12 protein-coding genes are annotated in these 14494 nt (G+C 72.0%); 4 read left to right on the plus strand and 8 right to left on the minus strand.

The features are described from left to right. Positions 1 to 14: 14 nt before the first annotated feature. Both ACWGKT_RS05525 and ACWGKT_RS05530 read right to left on the minus strand, forming a co-directional pair. Complete coding sequence (locus ACWGKT_RS05525; RefSeq protein ID WP_453272574.1) at positions 15 to 242, minus strand: hypothetical protein; 228 nt, start codon at positions 240 to 242, stop codon at positions 15 to 17. After that, positions 239 to 1216, minus strand: a complete 978-nt coding sequence (locus ACWGKT_RS05530; RefSeq protein WP_453272575.1) for a nucleotide-binding protein — start codon at positions 1214 to 1216, stop codon at positions 239 to 241. The genes ACWGKT_RS05525 and ACWGKT_RS05530 overlap by 4 nt, the downstream gene beginning before the upstream one ends. Here ACWGKT_RS05530 and ACWGKT_RS05535 point away from each other — a divergent pair. Both ACWGKT_RS05535 and ACWGKT_RS05540 read left to right on the plus strand, forming a co-directional pair. After that, entirely contained in the window at positions 1137 to 2447 is a 1311-nt protein-coding gene (locus tag ACWGKT_RS05535) for an MFS transporter (RefSeq protein WP_453272576.1), read from the plus strand. The genes ACWGKT_RS05530 and ACWGKT_RS05535 overlap by 80 nt on opposite strands. Before the next feature lie 484 nt (positions 2448 to 2931). Beyond that, positions 2932 to 4224, plus strand: coding sequence for a cytochrome P450 (locus tag ACWGKT_RS05540; RefSeq protein ID WP_453272577.1), 1293 nt, complete (start codon positions 2932 to 2934; stop codon positions 4222 to 4224). A gap of 18 nt (positions 4225 to 4242) precedes the next feature. Here the strand turns inward: ACWGKT_RS05540 and ACWGKT_RS05545 are convergent, their stop codons facing one another. From ACWGKT_RS05545 to ACWGKT_RS05555, 3 genes are all read right to left on the minus strand, one after another. Further along, positions 4243 to 4830 carry a GNAT family N-acetyltransferase gene (locus tag ACWGKT_RS05545; protein ID WP_453272578.1) on the minus strand — a complete coding sequence of 196 codons (588 nt, stop codon included), beginning with the start codon at positions 4828 to 4830 and terminating at the stop codon, positions 4243 to 4245. Next, positions 4827 to 6233: an FAD-binding oxidoreductase gene (locus tag ACWGKT_RS05550; RefSeq protein ID WP_453272579.1), complete on the minus strand. Its 1407-nt coding sequence runs from the start codon at positions 6231 to 6233 to the stop codon at positions 4827 to 4829. Before ACWGKT_RS05550 ends, ACWGKT_RS05545 begins: the two co-directional genes overlap by 4 nt. A gap of 69 nt (positions 6234 to 6302) precedes the next feature. Continuing rightward, positions 6303 to 9527, minus strand: a complete 3225-nt coding sequence (locus tag ACWGKT_RS05555; protein WP_453272580.1) for a tetratricopeptide repeat protein — start codon at positions 9525 to 9527, stop codon at positions 6303 to 6305. Positions 9528 to 9727: 200 nt separating this feature from the next. On the opposite strand from ACWGKT_RS05555, the gene ACWGKT_RS05560 reads away from it, so the two are divergent. Next, entirely contained in the window at positions 9728 to 10237 is a 510-nt protein-coding gene (locus tag ACWGKT_RS05560) for a DoxX family protein (RefSeq protein ID WP_453272581.1), read from the plus strand. Between the two features lie 48 nt (positions 10238 to 10285). On the opposite strand, the gene ACWGKT_RS05565 is transcribed toward ACWGKT_RS05560, so the two are convergent. Further along, on the minus strand, positions 10286 to 11416 hold the full coding sequence (locus tag ACWGKT_RS05565; protein ID WP_453272582.1) for a PP2C family protein-serine/threonine phosphatase: 1131 nt from the start codon (positions 11414 to 11416) through the stop codon (positions 10286 to 10288). Beyond that, complete coding sequence (locus tag ACWGKT_RS05570) at positions 11409 to 12536, minus strand: FUSC family protein (RefSeq protein WP_453272583.1); 1128 nt, start codon at positions 12534 to 12536, stop codon at positions 11409 to 11411. Before ACWGKT_RS05570 ends, ACWGKT_RS05565 begins: the two co-directional genes overlap by 8 nt. A 105-nt stretch (positions 12537 to 12641) precedes the next feature. Here ACWGKT_RS05570 and ACWGKT_RS05575 point away from each other — a divergent pair, with 105 nt between their 5' ends. Continuing rightward, a complete protein-coding gene (locus ACWGKT_RS05575; RefSeq protein WP_356141085.1) occupies positions 12642 to 13628 on the plus strand; it encodes an LLM class flavin-dependent oxidoreductase in 987 nt (328 codons plus the stop codon). Positions 13629 to 13657: 29 nt separating this feature from the next. Here the strand turns inward: ACWGKT_RS05575 and ACWGKT_RS05580 are convergent, their stop codons facing one another. Continuing rightward, the gene (locus ACWGKT_RS05580) at positions 13658 to 14440 is read right to left on the minus strand and encodes a calcium-binding protein (RefSeq protein ID WP_453272584.1); all 783 of its coding nucleotides are present in this window, start codon (positions 14438 to 14440) and stop codon (positions 13658 to 13660) included. Positions 14441 to 14494 lie beyond the last annotated feature (54 nt).

A 14494-nucleotide genomic window follows, 5' to 3' on the forward strand; every position in this document is an offset into this window, starting at 1 on the left:
ACACTGACCGTGGGCTAGAGGCGCCAACTCGTCAGCGGGCGCAGGACAGCGGCGCCGACGTCCACCAGGGCGGAGACCGGCGATCCGACCCAGCGGGTGAGGTCTTGCGGGAAGGTCGGGTCGAGTTCGATGGTCACTCGTACGTATCGGGTGTGCAGCCGGGCGACCTTGGACTGCCGGGGTGCGGCGGCCTGCGGTTCACGCCGCAGGGCGGCTCGGTAGGTGTCCTTGCGCTGGTTCACGCCTTGTCCTGACGCTTGATGAGCTCGTCCGCGAGATCCATGTAGGCCGAGGACTTGACCTCGACAGGGCTGCCGAAGGACTGGGCGTACAGGTCGAGCCGGGGAATGTGGGTGGACAGTACGTCGAAGCCACGCTCCGTCAGAGCCTCGCGGGCGTCGGCGTCGGGTCCGGTGCGGGTGGCGTCCGGGCGGTTGGTGCGGTTCAGCAGTACGGCGGCGCGGGCCGGCGTGGCGCGCAGGGACTGCATGTCGCCCATCTCGCCGCCGATGGGTGCCATACGGTCCAGCTCGATGGGGGCCGGAGTCACCGGCACGATCCACTCGCTCGCGTACCGCATGATGCTGCGGGCGATGTGGGCGTGGTCCTCCAACTGCGGGGCGTCGAACACCACGGCCTGCCGGTGACCGAGGAAGTCGTTCACGCGCCGGTGCACGTCACCCACCGGGAGGGCGATGACGGGGAAGGGGAAGCCGCCCGCCAGCTCGCTCCAGCGCAGTGCGGAGGAAGCGGGGTCACTGTCCACCAACAGGGGTGGGATGCCCGACTCGTGAAGTGCGTGAGCCAACCAGACCGCGCTGGTCGTCTTTCCCACTCCGGGTTTCAGGTTCACGAAGGCGTAGCTGAACAACACAGGAGCCGACGCTAATGGTCGCGGGCGGCCGACCGGCGTCGGCGCGAGGCACGGATCGCCTCGTTCACCCGGCGGCGCGGGCGACTCGTTCGAATGGGCTAAGCGGCCGGCAGGGGGAGGGAGGCAGGGTTCCTTAACCTGGCTCGTGCAGATCCCTGCGGACGGACGGAGTCGGAACGTGGCGTGCGCGGGATCGACCGACGGCGGTGAGCCCGAGCGACGGTCCCTGGTGCCGCTGCTGGCGGTGTGCGCCGGGTACTTCATGGTGATCCTGGACGTGACGATCATCAATGTCGCGGTGCCGGTGGTGGGCCGGGACCTGTCCGCCTCACTGACCGGCATCCAGTGGATCACCGACGGGTACACCCTCGTCTTCGCCGGGTTCCTGATGACCGGCGGCGCGCTGGGCGACCGGCTCGGCAACCGTCGGGTCTTCTGCTCGGGCGTGGTGGTGTTCACCGCGTCCTCGGCCGCGTGCGCGTTCGCGCCGAGCGCGCCGTTCCTGGTGGCGGCCCGGCTGGTGGAGGGGCTCGGGGCGGCGCTGATCGTGCCCGGTTCCCTGGCCCTGCTCCAGCAGTCCTACCCGGCGCCGGCCGCACGCGCGCGGGCGTTCGGGCTGTGGGGTTCGATGGCGGGCATCGCGGCGTCGGCCGGCCCGTTGCTGGGTGGGCTGTTGGTCTCCACCGTGGGCTGGCGATGGGTCTTCCTCATCAACCTGCCCGTCGGCGTGGCCTGCCTGGTCCTGACGCTGCGGCAGGTGGCGCCCTCGCCCCGGCAGGCCGACCGGGCCCTGGACTGGCCGGCGCAGTGCGCGGTGGTGGCGGCGGTGGCACTGCTGACCGCCGCGCTCAACGAGGCCGGACGGCGCGGATGGTCCGATCCCGCCGTGCTCGCCGGGGTGGGCCTGGCCGTGCTCGCGGCCGTGGCGTTCGTCGTGCGCGAGCGGCTGGCCCGGTCGCCCGCCCTTCCACTGAGCCTGCTGCGCTCGCGTGCGACGAGCGGCGGTGCCACCATCGGTCTGCTGTTCAACTTCGCCTTCTACGGCATGGTGTTCACCGCCAGCCTGGACTTCCAGCGCCAGCGCGGCCTCAGCGCCCTCGCCACCGGGGCGGCGCTGTTCCCGGCGGTGGCGATGACCATGTTCGCCTCCGTTCTGTCCGGGCGGCTGAGCCGCCGTACCGGCGATCGTCCGCTGGTCACCTCGGGCATGCTCCTGGCCGGACTCGGGCTGGCCGGCTGGGCCGCGGCGGGAGCCGCTCCCGCCTACCCGTTGCTGGTGGCGCCCATGATGGCGGCGGGATTCGGTACGTCCTTCGCCCTCACCGGCACGACCGCCACCGTGATGGGCGCTGCGCCCCCCGCGTACGCGGGGGCGGCCTCCGCCCTGTTCAACACCACCCGTCAGATCGGCAGCGCGACCGGCGTGGCACTCGGCGGCAGCCTGCTCGCCACCCACGGCGACTACAACGCGGGACTGCGCACCAGCATGGTCCTCGGCGCCCTCGCCTATCTGATCGCCGCGGGCATCGCCCGGCGGTGCGTACCGGCGAAGCCCGACCAGGCCGCGGCATGACCGCACCGCTCAGGGCCGCCACCTCGCCCGCGGTGTTCCGGCGCCCGCCAACAGGCCGTCGGCGAGGGCGACGTGACCGTGCGTAGCTGCCGGCGACCGCTCCGCCACGCGCGCGGCGCGGTGATCCGGCCTCGGCCGCGCGGGCTCCGGGCCCGGCCTGCAAGAACCAGCTTTTATATCCATATCCATACGTAGGGCTTACATTCCGAATATTCCAAATGTGGCAGCATGGGGTATGTGGCATTTGGTGCTGAAGACAGGCGAGAGGAGTGAATCATGATCGCCAAGCTGCTCAGCAGGCTGTCCTTCACCCGCCACTACGGTGCGTACGGGGCCCACGAGTGGGATGCCTACGCCGGAGACGAGGGGGTCTGACCGCACTACCGGCGGGCGCCCCCGGGTGCCCGCCGGCTCCCAGCCACGCTCCCGACGATCTCGGCCTGGACAGGTACGAGAGCCAGGCAGGGACGATCCCATGGGCCGAATGAACGAGCCGCCGCGGTTGCCCGGAGGCGGCTTCTCCGCCTGGAACCGCGACCGGCTGGCAGTGGCGCGCCGTGGCGCTGACGAGTGCGGAGACGTCTGGCAGCTGGAGCCGGGTGTCTACGTCGCCGCTACGGCCGAGCCGTGTGAAGCCGTCCTGCGCCGCTCACAGGACTTCCCCAAGGCACCCGCGCCTCTCTTCCCGCCGTTGAAGCGGTCGAGCGGAGCACCGACGCCCGAGGAGCGCGCACGCGCTCACGCGGCTCGCATGCGCGGACTGCGCGCGCAGGCGGTCGCGGCCCGGATCGGTGAGATCGCGCCCAGGACCGCGCAATTCGTCGACCAGTGGCCCACGGACCAGGACGTCGAGATTCTGCCCCCGGTCCGGCACGCCCTGGCGGAGATCGGCGTGAGCTACCTCTACTCCGAAGACGCGCCCACCCTGCTGCCCTTCGCCGCACAGCTCTTCCTGGCCCGGGAGGTGCTCGTACGCCCCTCGCGCTGGGCATGGCCTCGCTGGATCCCCACACCGGCACGGCGATTTCGTACCCGCCAGCAAGTCGCCTTCATCGACGCTCTGCGGCCCATCGTCCGCAGGCGCCGTTCAACGGGCCGACTCGGTGACGACATGCTGGGACAGATGCTCCGGCCCTCCCCCCGCTACGGCCTGCTGCCGGAGGAGGCCGTCCTCGACACGCTCCCCGGAATCACCGTCGCCACCTTCGAGACACCCTCCCGGGCAGCCGGATGGATCCTCCTCCACCTGGCCCGGCACCCCCGGGCGGCGGACCGCGTCGCGGCCGAAGCCGCCCTGCTGCCCGCGGATCCGGCCGCGACGACCAGCACCCACCTCGACAGCCTGCGATACACCCAGGCACTGGTACGCGAGGTGCTCCGGCTGTACCCCCCGAGCTGGCTGCTGACCCGGCGCGCCACGCGGCAGACCGAGCTCGCCGACTACACGATCGACGCCGGGTCCACCGTTCTCGTCTGCCCCTACACCGCCCACCGCGACGCACGGGAACACGCCGAGCCGGACGAGTTCCAGCCCGAGCGCTGGCTCGACGATTCGGGCTCGCCGGCGAAACCCGGGGTCTTCCTCTCCTTCGGCACCGGGCCGCACGGCTGCGAGGGAACCGCGCTGGCCATGGCGATGCTGACGCTCCTCACCGCGCAGACCGCCCGCCGCTACCACCTGAGCGAGCCGCCCGGACCGGAACCCGGTTACCAGGTCACCACCTTCGAAGGTCTCGCGACTGTCGGCCTGCGCCTGCGCGCCACCGCCCGCAGCTGAGGGCGGATCCGCTGTCGGCTACGGGTGACCAGCTGATGGTTCGCTCATCGGGTGCCGCCGGTCGAACTCGTTGGCGAGCATGCCCATCAGGACGAGGTCGTGGTGCCGGCCGGCGAAGAAGACGTGCTCCCGCAGGCGCCCCTCCTCGGTGAAGCCGAGCCGACGAAAAAGTGTCAGCGACGGCTCGTTGTGGGCGAAGATCGCCGCCAGGCATTTGTGATAACGCCGCTCGGCGAACATGAAGCGCAGCAGGAGCACTACGGCTTCCGTCGCGTAGCCCTTGCGCCGGTGGTCGGCGCCGATCGTGACATCGAGCTCGAACCAGCCCGAACGACGACCGGTGCGATGTGAGCCGACCGTGCCGACCAACTCCCCCGTGGCCGTCGTTTCGACTGCCAACCGGAACCGGTCGTCATCCCACTTGGCGACGGCCTGCTGCTTCGCCCAGGCACGGTAGCTCTCGGCGGACCGCGGTAGATCCAGCCGGCCGCCTCGCCGCCCGGCCTCGTCGGCGAGGCGCATGAGCGCTGTCCAGTCCTCGGGCTCGACAGCGCGCAGCCGTACCCGCTTACCGGTCCAGGACGATGCCGTACCCAATGCGATCACGCCGAGGGGCGGATGTTCTGGTTGAGACGGAACAGGTTCGTCGGATCGTAGGCGTCCTTGACCCTGACCAGCCGTTCGTGAACCCCTTCGGGGTACGAGGCGTGCACCTTGTCCTCGGCGGCCTCACCGGTGAAGTTGACGTACATGGCCCCGCGGCCGTGGCGTGCGATGTCCTCGCGGGCGTCGCGGGCCCAGGCGACATGCCCGTCGAAGCCGGCCGCTTCCGGGGACCGCGCGACCACGTTGAGTAGCACGCTCGCGTCCCGCTGGCTGAAGGCCGTGTCCCCGACGGGCACGCGGGCGAAGGCACCGCCCAGTTGGTGCAGATGCAGTTCGCTGAACGGCGTGGGGGTCGCCAGGTGATGGCGCAGCACGGCGTCGAGCGTGTCGTCGGTCGGCTCGATGAACGCCGACGTGAAGTAGTTGTGGGCGCCGGCCGTCCACATCGGGTCGAGCAGTGCCTGCATGCCCGTGTACGGCATGGGGCCCATGGCGTCGGCGATGGGGGTCCCCAGCGTTCGCAGCGGAGCGACGGACGCCTCACCGGCCGCGGGGTCGCCCGCGTACATGCCGATCACCGCCACGACGCGGGTGCCGTGGACCTCCGGGGGCAGGAAGGGCAGCGGCGGCGCCGTGACGAGCGAGACCACCGTCGTCAGTTCGTCGGGCATGCGCTTGGTCGCCTCGCGCCAGCCCGTGATCACCTGCCGGGCCTCTGCCAGGGGATAGAAGATCAGGCCGGCGAGGACCTGCGGTCCGACCGGGTGCAGCTGGTACTCGAACGAGGTCACGACACCGAAGTTGCCGCCGCCGCCCCGCAGCGCCCAGAAGAGCTCGGAGTGCTCGTGTGCGTCCGCGCGCACCACGCGGCCGTCCGCGGTGACGACCTCGGCCGCCGTCAGGTTGTCGCTGGCCAGACCGTGGCGGCGCAGCAGCCAGCCCACACCGCCGCCGAGCGTGAAGCCGGCGATCCCGGTCGAGGAGACCAGCCCGCCGGTGACGGCGAGCCCGAACGCCTGGGTCTCATGGTCGAGGTCGCCCCAGGTCAGGCCGGCCTGGGCGACCACCCGGCGCCGCCCCGGGTCGACGAAGGCGCCCTTCATCGGCGACAGGTCGATGACGATGCCGTCGTCGCAGGTCGAGAAGCCGGCGATGCTGTGCGAGCCGCCGCGCACGGCGACCAGCAGGTCCTGGCTGCGGGCGAACTCGACGGCGCGGATCACGTCCGCGGTCCCGGCGCAGCGGACGATCAGGGCCGGGTGTTTGTCGTGGGCGGCGTTCCAGATCGCGCGGGCCTCGTCGTACTCGGCGTCGTCGGGCCGGACGACGGTGCCGCGCAGACCTGCCTCCAGCTCGGCGATGGTGGCGTCCCCCAGGATGCCCTTTGCCGTGTCGATCGACATGGTCGGCTCCTCGGTGTGAGTGCGTGGAACTGATGGTCAGGACCGTAGGCGGCACCTCTTAGCAACCACTCAGCAGCCGCTTTGGACGGTCGGCGCCCAGGGCAGTGCGCGCCGCAGAACCGCCTGGCCGCGGGTGTCGTCGAGTCGGACGAAGAGGTCACGGGCCCGGACCGCCGTCCGCTCGGCGGGACTGCGCTCGCCCGCCTGCCACAGCAGCTGCGCCAGCAGCAGGGAGACCCAGCCGGCGGCTGAGGGGGACCCGGCGACCTGCTCCAGGCCCTGGGCGCGGGTCAGCAGAGCACGGGCGCGCGCGGAGTCGCCCATGCTCCGGGCCACCAGCCCGAGGTGCAGCAGGCTGTTGGTGGTGCCCGGGTTGTCGTCGGTCTCCTCGAAGCCCGCGAGGACATGCCCGATGGTCGCCTGAGCGCCTTCGGTGTCCCCCTCGGCCAGCAGGACCAGACCGAGGCAGCCGAGCGTGATGCCCTCCTCCCGGCGGTCGCCGAGCCGGCGCCTGATCGCCAGCGCGGTGTCGAGGTACTTCCTGGCCGCGTCGTAGTCGCCCCGACTGCGGTGGATGTTGCCGAGCGTGTTGAACGCCAAGGACTCCCCGTGCGGATCGGCGAGCGCGCGGAAACAGTCGACACCGCGCTCGGCGGCTTCGACGGCCGCCTCGGCGTCGCCCTCCACGCGGGTGGCCCAGGCGAGATTCGTCAGGACGTAGCCGCGTGCCCGGGACGGGCCGACCGTGCGGCCGGCGAGCACCGTCTCCTCGAAGGACACCGACACCTGCCCCGCCCCGTCGTCCTCGATCCCGTACCCCGGAGTCATGACGGGCAGGAAAGGGAGGCTTGCGGCGTCCGCGTCGTCCAGCAGCCGGAGACTCTCCAGACAGGCCTCGCGCGCCGCCGTGCCCTCGCCACGGCAGATGGCCCACACGCTCTCCAGGTGCGCGGCGGCCGCGAGGACCGTGGGGTCGCTCGCGTCGCGGGCGAGGGCGCGGGCCCGGTCCAGGGCGGTGCGGGCGCGTCCCCAGTTGCCGCGCATCCACAGCAGGATCGCCTGCTGGAAGTGGGCGTGCGCCAGTCCCGCCGGGTCCGGCAGCCGCTCGTGGATCCCGACGATCCGGGCGGCGATGTCCTCCAGCGGGGAGGCGTCACCGAGCCGGATCGCCAGCACGGCCCGCCCCATCAACGCGCGTGCCCGCTGCGGGCTGGGCTCCGGTGCTGCGGCCAGGGCGTCGTCCAGCCAGCGCCGGCCCTCGGCGAGCCGGCCCCGTTCGGTCCAGAACCAGCGCAGGGCGACGGCCAGCCGCAGCGCGCTGTCCGGTTCGTGGCTCAGGAAGGAGCGCAGGGCGGCCCGGAGATTGCCGTAGTCGGCCTCCAGTTCCAGGGACGTCACCCCGGACACCCCGGTGGGCGGCTCGCGGTCCCGGGCCTCGGCGAGAGCCAGGTAGTACCGCCGGTGCCGGGCCTCGATGTCCGTCAGCTCCCCGGCGGCCCGCAGCCGGTCCGTGGCGTACTGCCGGATCGTCTCGAGGAGCCGGTAGCGGACCTCGTCCTGCCGGGGCTCCACCCACACCAGGGACTTCTCGGCCAGTCGGCCGAGCAGGTCAAGCACCGAGGTGTGGTCGGTCGTGTCGGCGCACACCTCCTCGGCCGCGGCGAGCGAGAACCCGCCCGCGAAGACCGCGAGCCTGCGGAACAGGCACCGTTCCTCGTCGTCGAGCAGCCGGTGGCTCCACTCCAGCGTGGCGAGCAGCGTCTCCTGGCGGGTCGCACCGTGCCGGCTGCCGTGACCGAGCAGGGCGAGGGCGTCGTCGAGCCGTTCGGCGATCTGGCGCGGGGCCAGTACGTGCACCCGTGCCGCCGCGAGTTCCAGGGCCAGCGGCATGCCGTCGAGCCGGAAGCAGATCTGTGCCACCGCCTCCGCGTTGCCCGGGGTCAGCCGGAATCCGGGTGCCGCGTCGGCGGCGCGCTCCACGAACAGCCGCACGGAGCCGAACCGGCCCAGTTCCGCCACCGACGGCAGCCGGCGCGGGTCCGGCAGCCCCAGCGAGGGCACCCGGAAGGTGCGTTCCCCGTAGCTGCGCAGGGGCTCCCGGCTGGTCGCGAGGACGAAGACCCCCGGGCAGTGGGCGAGGAGCTCCGAGGCCAGGTCGGCGCACGCGTCGACCAGGTGTTCGCAGTTGTCCAGCACCAGCAGCAGCTCCCGGCCGCCGAGCTGGGCGATCAGCGCGTCCCGGCCCCCGCCGGACGGCGGGAGCCGCAGCCCCAGGGCCTCGGCGACCGCCTCGGGGACCAGGTGCGGTTCCGACAGCCCGGCGAGGTCCACGAAGGACGCCCCGTCCCGGTGGTCGTCGCCGCGACGGGCCGCCACGGCGAGCGCGAGCCGGGTCTTGCCGCAGCCGCCGGCCCCGGTCAGCGTCAGCAGCCTGCTCAGCCCGAGCAGCTTCTCGATCTCGGCCAGCTCGCGCTCCCGGCCGATCAGGGGGGTCGCCGGCACGGGCAACTCGTGCCGTGGGGCCTCCGCCGGCTGCTCCCGCGCCTCCACGGAGTCGGCCAGCAGCTCGCGGAAGAGGCGGCGGGTCTGCGGGTCGGGGTCGGCGCCGGTGTCCTGGCGGAGCGCGTCCCGCAGATGCTCGTAGTCGGCCAGCGCCTCCCGGCGTCGCCCGGCCTCGGCCAGGACCCGCATCAGCGCCCGGTGACCCGGCTCGTGCAGCGGCTCCTCGACGATCAGGGCCCGCAGTACGTCGATGGCCTCGTCCATGTGGTGATCGTGCTCCAGCAACTCGCCGAGCCCCAGCCTGAGTGCCGTGCGCCGCGTCTCCAGCGCCTCGGCCGCCTCGCCCACCCAGGGCTCGTACCGGTCCTCGGGCAGCAGACCCGGGTCGGCCAGGGCGAGCGCGGCGCGGTAGTCCGCGGAGCCGCCGCCGTCCGCGGCCCGGCGGGCCGCCTCGTCGAACTCGTCGAGGTCGATCCGCACACCGCCGCCGGGGTCGAGCAGCACCATGTCGTCGCGCAGCACGACGACGTCGCCCGGCGCACCCGTGGCGGTCAGCGCGCGGCGCAGGGCGTACAGCACCTGGTGGAGGTTGTTCGCCGCGGCCGTCCGGTCGAGGTCCGGCCACAGGAGGTCGTAGAGCCGTTCCCGGTGCATCTGGTGGCCCGGGGACAGGCACAGGAGTTTGAGCAGGCTACGGGCCTTGCGCAGCCGCCACGCCCCGGCGGCGACCGGGCGGTCGGCGACCGCCACCGCGAATCCGCCGAGGAGTTGGATGTGTACCTGATCGGCCATGGCTGCCTCACGAGCAGGCTACCGCCAGACCCGGGCCGGGACCTGCCGTGCCCAGATGCATGACGATGCCCGCTGCGGAAGGATCGGGCAGGGGCGGTCCGCATTCCGTGCTGCCGCACGAGCCCACCGCCCACCGGTGCCTCGGCGTCTGTCCGAGCTGGGGGTGACGCCCGTTCCGGCGCTCCTACCGGAGCATTCACATGCACACGAAACACTTGACGCCGACGCCGTCCGCCGGTGACTTCGGCCTGCTGCTCGTCCGGCTGACCTTCGGGCTGCTGATGGTCGGGCACGGAGCCCAGAAACTGTTCGGGTTCTTCGGCGGAGGGGGCCTGACGGCGACCGGCCAGGGGTTCGCCCGCCTCGGCTTCCACCCGGGAAAGCTGTTCGCCGTGATCGGCGGGCTGTCCGAATTCCTCGGCGGCCTCGGCTTCGCCCTCGGGCTCCTCACGCCCCTGGCGGCCGCCGCCCTGATCGGCGTGATGATCAATGCCATGGCGACCGTCTCCGGCGCCCACGGATTGTGGGACACGAACGGCGGCGTGGAGTACAGCGTCTGCATCTGCGTGGTCGCCCTGGCCGTCGCGGCCATCGGCCCGGGCCGGCTCGCCCTCGACCGGTTCTTCCCCTGGGGCACGGGCGGTTGGGCCGAGGCCGGGTTCGCCCTGGGCCTGGGCGGTATCGGCGCTGCGATAACGCTGAGTCTGTGAATCAGGGCGCGAGCCGTGGCGGCGTGTGGGCTCCGTACCCCGCGTCGGCTACCCCCGCTGCGCCGCGTCGGGTCGGCCGCACCGCTCCAGGACCACGAGCGCGGCGTCGTCGGTGAGTCGGCCGCCGGTGTGCCGCAGCAGGTCTCCGCGCAGGCCTCGCACCATGTCCTGAAGGGACTGCGCGCTGCGGTCCCGGGCGTGGGCGCCGAGGTCGTGGTAGCGGCCGCCCCGGTCACGTGCCTCGACGAACCCGTTGGTGTAGAGGAGCAGTCGGTCGCCGGGACGGAACGCGATGGTCTGGGTCACGGGTTCGGCGCCGACGAGGTGGGCGAGCCCGATGGGCGCACCGGGCGGAGTGGGCGCGTGGACACGCACCGTTCCACCGCGCAGTGTCAGTGGCTCCGGGTGCCCGCAGTGGATCATCCGGACCACGGGCTCGTCGTGGGGGAGCTCCAACAGGACGGCGGTCACGTAGCGTTCGCTGAACGGCTCCTCCTGCGGCGCGTGCAGCTGCCGGGCGGCGCTCGCCTCCAGCCGGCCGCACACGTCGGCCAGTGCGCGTTCCTCGTACGCCGCCTCACGGAAGCTGCCCAGCAACGCCGCGGAGGCCGCCACCGCGGACAGCCCTCTGCCCCGGATGTCTCCGACGAGCACCCGGATGCCGTACGGGGTGTGCAGGGCCTCGTAGAAGTCACCGCCCTCGCTGTGGCCCTCGCGCCGATCGGACACCGCGGGCACGTAGGTGGCGGCCAGGTTCACGGAGCCCATACGGCGGGGCAGGGGGCGCAGCGCGGCGCGCCGGGCGGCGTCGGCGACCGACCGTGCCCGCCGCAACTGCCGTTCGCGCCGGCACCGCACCGAGCATGCCGGCAGCCCGGCCATCGAGACCACCGCCAGCGTCAGGATCGTCACGTCACCGCCCGGTGTGCCCCACCGTCCCTCGACCAGCTGGACCAGCACGGTCGTCGCCATGGCGGCACCGGCCAGCACGCTCGTCACCGCGACTCCGTTCAGGGCGCCGGCGAGTACCGGAACGGCGGCCATGACGGGCAGTACGTGCAGCCGGTCGCTCGTCACCAGGTCGGTCAGCGCGACGGCGGCCAGCAGCAGGAGCGGTGCGCCCCAGCGCGCGACTGGGGAGAGAACGTCCGGGTGCAGCGGCGAGCGGATCTCAGCCATGGCGGCTCACCTCCACGGAGGTCCCCGCGGTACGTGGGTGCCGCGTCGGCGAGGTGGCGCCGCGGTCGCGGTCCAGGCACGCGAGCATGTCCTCCAACTGGTGCGCCAGACCGCGGTCCTTGCTGGAGTCGGCCTCGGCGTGCAGATGCTGTCCCGCCCATCGGGCGGCCGGCAGGATGGGGTGGGCACGGCCCCCATGGAAGGTACGGACGCACATCGCCGTCCCGAGGAGCAGGCGGGCCCCGCCCGGGCGGAAGTCAGGCGTGACGGGATCGCTTCCGTGACGCCTCGTAGGGGGCCCGGACTTGCTCTCCTCTTCGAGCAACTGGCCAACGTCCCGGGCCCGGTCGGCGACGCGCGCGAGCGTGTCCAGGACGGTGTGGTCCAGATGCCAGACCGATGTACGGGCCGCCGACCGAAGGTTCCACCGGCGGCTCTCCCGCGCCGCGATCAATTCGGTGTCCGCCCGGGTCACCGCATCGGTCAGCCTCGCGGTCCAGTCGTCGCCCAGCAGTTCCCGCGGGGGCCGCTGCTCGCGGAGTGCGCGCGCGAGGAGTTCCAGTACCCGGGACAGCCGGCCGCGGAGATCGTCCAGGGCCCGCTCGGCGGAGCGAAGGTGGAGCGGCGGAAACAGTACGGCGTTGACCGCGGTGCCGATCACCACGCCCACGGCGGTTTCGATCACGTGCGGAGCCAGGTCGTCCCACAGGTGGCTGCGTGCCATGGCGAAGGCGAACAGCGCGGTGATGGGTACGTGGACGCCGTGTTGTCCGAGGCGGTCGTATCCGGCGAGGACGATGGACGCGAACACGACGATGCACAGGGCAGGGAGCGTGGGGCCGACGAGGATCGCGGCGGGGACGGCGACGAGAATGCCCAGGGCGCAGCCCGCCGCGTACTGGGCCGCCGCAACCAGTGAGCGGAACGCCGAGGACTCGGTGATCAGGAGCGCGGCCAGCGCGGCCGGATACGGGCTGTGGCTACCGAATGCCGTGCCGCACACCACCCAGGCCAGTCCGGCCGCGGCGGCGGCTCGTACGGGAGGCTGCCAGCGGCGGCTCGGCGGTGCGGCGAGTTGTACATGATCGAGTGCGCTCCGTATGAGAGGTGCAGTAGACATCCCGGTCGTTATTGCCGCGTCTGCACCGCGAAAACCCATATGTCCCACTTGATGGATTCTTTGCCTGACGGCTGGGTGTCCAAGAGCGCTTCCTATACTGACCGAATGATCACCGTCCCGCTCAGCGCGCTCGAAGTGGCCACGGTCCAGGAGGGCGCCCGAGCCGCCGACACGTTACGTGACACCACCGAGTTCGCCCGCCGCCTGGAAGACCTCGGATACCTGCGACTTTGGTACGCCGAGCATCATCATTCGCCGGCCATAGGAGCGTTCCCGCCCGTCGTCCTGACCGCCCACGCGGCCGCGCTCACCTCGTCGATCCGCCTCGGATCCGGGGGCGTACTCGCGCCGCACCACGCGCCGATCATGCTGGCGGAGCAGTTCGGCACGCTGGCCGCACTCCACGGGGGCCGCATCGACCTCGGCATCGGCCGGGGTCCGGGCACCTTCGACGAGGCGACGGCACGCGCCCTGCGGCGAGGTGCCGGACCGGCGACGGACGACGAGTACCGGAGCGATGTGTCGGCGACTCTGCGTCACCTGGTGGACGAGGTCGTACTCGATCCGCTCCCGGAGCCCTGGCTGCTGTCCTCCAGCACGGCCGGCGCCGCGCTCGCCGCGGAACTGGGACTGCCGGTCGCCTTCGCCCATCACATCCGCCCCGACAACACCCTCACCGCTCTCGACCACTACCGCGAGCACTTCTCCCCGTCCCGCTGGTGCGAGCGCCCCCGCGTGCTGATCTGTGTGGAGACGATATGCGCCGACACGCAGCGGGAGGCCGACCGGCTGGCGGGCCCCATGAACGTGGTGAAGGCCGCGCTCCTCAAGGGGCGGGGCGACATCGCCTTCCCCACCCCCGAACAGGCGGCCGCGCACACCTTCACCGACGAAGAAGCGCGGGCGCTGGCCGGGTTCCGTGCCCAACAGGCGTACGGCTCACCGGAGTCCGTCGACAAGCGACTGACGGACCTGGTGGGCGCGACCGGCGCGGACGAACTCATGCTGGTCACGCCCGTCTACGAGTTGGCCGCCCGCCTGAGGTCGTACGAACTGGTCCAGCAGCACATCGCGGTGCCCACGGCGTCGTAGCGAGGGCAGGGTGGATCGCGCCTGCCGGATCAGCCGCCCGTGACGTCGACGAAGTCGGCCGGGGAGGTGGCCGATCCGGTGGTGCTGGACCCGGCGAAGCTCCAGCGCCAGTAGCCGTCCACCGTGGCCTTCGCGGTGGCCTTGAGAGCGCCGCCGACACCGCTGGTCACCGTCGTCACGGTGGTGTAGGTGGTGGTGCCGGCCTTCCGGAACTGCAGTTGCGCGGGTTTGCCCACGTAGCCGCCGTTGGTGCCGTTGTCCCAGTTGGCGCGGGTCAGGGCGCCCTTGACGGTGATGACCTTGCCCTTGGCCACGGGCTCGGGAGAGGCGTCGGCGGTCAGCTTGGCCGCACGCTTCATCAGGAAGGTGCCCGCGCTGTCCTTGTTGACGTAGTCGAAGTCGTTGGCGTCCACGGACGTCCAGACGTGCCAGGTGCCGGCGGTGGCGTTGGTGTGGGGCGTAAGGGGGCCGACGGTGATGTCGGTGGTGCAGATGGAGGTGCTCTCGCTGCGGGGGTCGGGGGAGCAGGACATCGGAGTGTCGGAACCGGGCCCCGCATGGCCGTCGGGGTTGTCGAACGAGCCGTGGTAGACCCAGCCGAAGGCGTCCTTGATCCCCGAGTTGTCGCTCGCGGTGATGCTGAGCGTGAACGTCTTCGTCCCGGTGGCGCCGAGCACGACCGCCTTGCCGTTGTTGACGACGACCTTGAGGACCTGGGTGTCGCCCGAGCCGGAGTCGGCGTCGGCGGGCGAAACGGCGAGGGCGGAAAGGGCCAGCGCACCTGACGCGGCCACGACGACGGAACGTCTCAACTTGGGTCCTCGGGGAGAAGAAGTGGTGTGCCCGAAACGGGGCGTGATCCGAAA

This window comes from Streptomyces sp. NPDC054794 (genome assembly GCF_053611585.1).

Excerpts from the sequence above, each read along its gene's own strand:
- ACWGKT_RS05555 (WP_453272580.1), bottom strand. The coding sequence starts at position 9,527 with ATGGCCGATCAGGTACACATCCAACTCCTCGGCGGATTCGCGGTGGCG.
- ACWGKT_RS05550 (WP_453272579.1), bottom strand. The coding sequence starts at position 6,233 with ATGTCGATCGACACGGCAAAGGGCATCCTGGGGGACGCCACCATCGCC.
- ACWGKT_RS05575 (WP_356141085.1), top strand. The coding sequence starts at position 12,642 with ATGATCACCGTCCCGCTCAGCGCGCTCGAAGTGGCCACGGTCCAGGAG.
- ACWGKT_RS05540 (WP_453272577.1), top strand. The coding sequence starts at position 2,932 with ATGAACGAGCCGCCGCGGTTGCCCGGAGGCGGCTTCTCCGCCTGGAAC.
- ACWGKT_RS05565 (WP_453272582.1), bottom strand. The coding sequence starts at position 11,416 with ATGGCTGAGATCCGCTCGCCGCTGCACCCGGACGTTCTCTCCCCAGTC.
- ACWGKT_RS05570 (WP_453272583.1), bottom strand. The coding sequence starts at position 12,536 with ATGTCTACTGCACCTCTCATACGGAGCGCACTCGATCATGTACAACTC.
- ACWGKT_RS05530 (WP_453272575.1), bottom strand. The coding sequence starts at position 1,216 with ATGCCGGTCAGTGAGGCGGACAGGTCCCGGCCCACCACCGGCACCGCG.
- ACWGKT_RS05560 (WP_453272581.1), top strand. The coding sequence starts at position 9,728 with ATGCACACGAAACACTTGACGCCGACGCCGTCCGCCGGTGACTTCGGC.
- ACWGKT_RS05535 (WP_453272576.1), top strand. The coding sequence starts at position 1,137 with ATGGTGATCCTGGACGTGACGATCATCAATGTCGCGGTGCCGGTGGTG.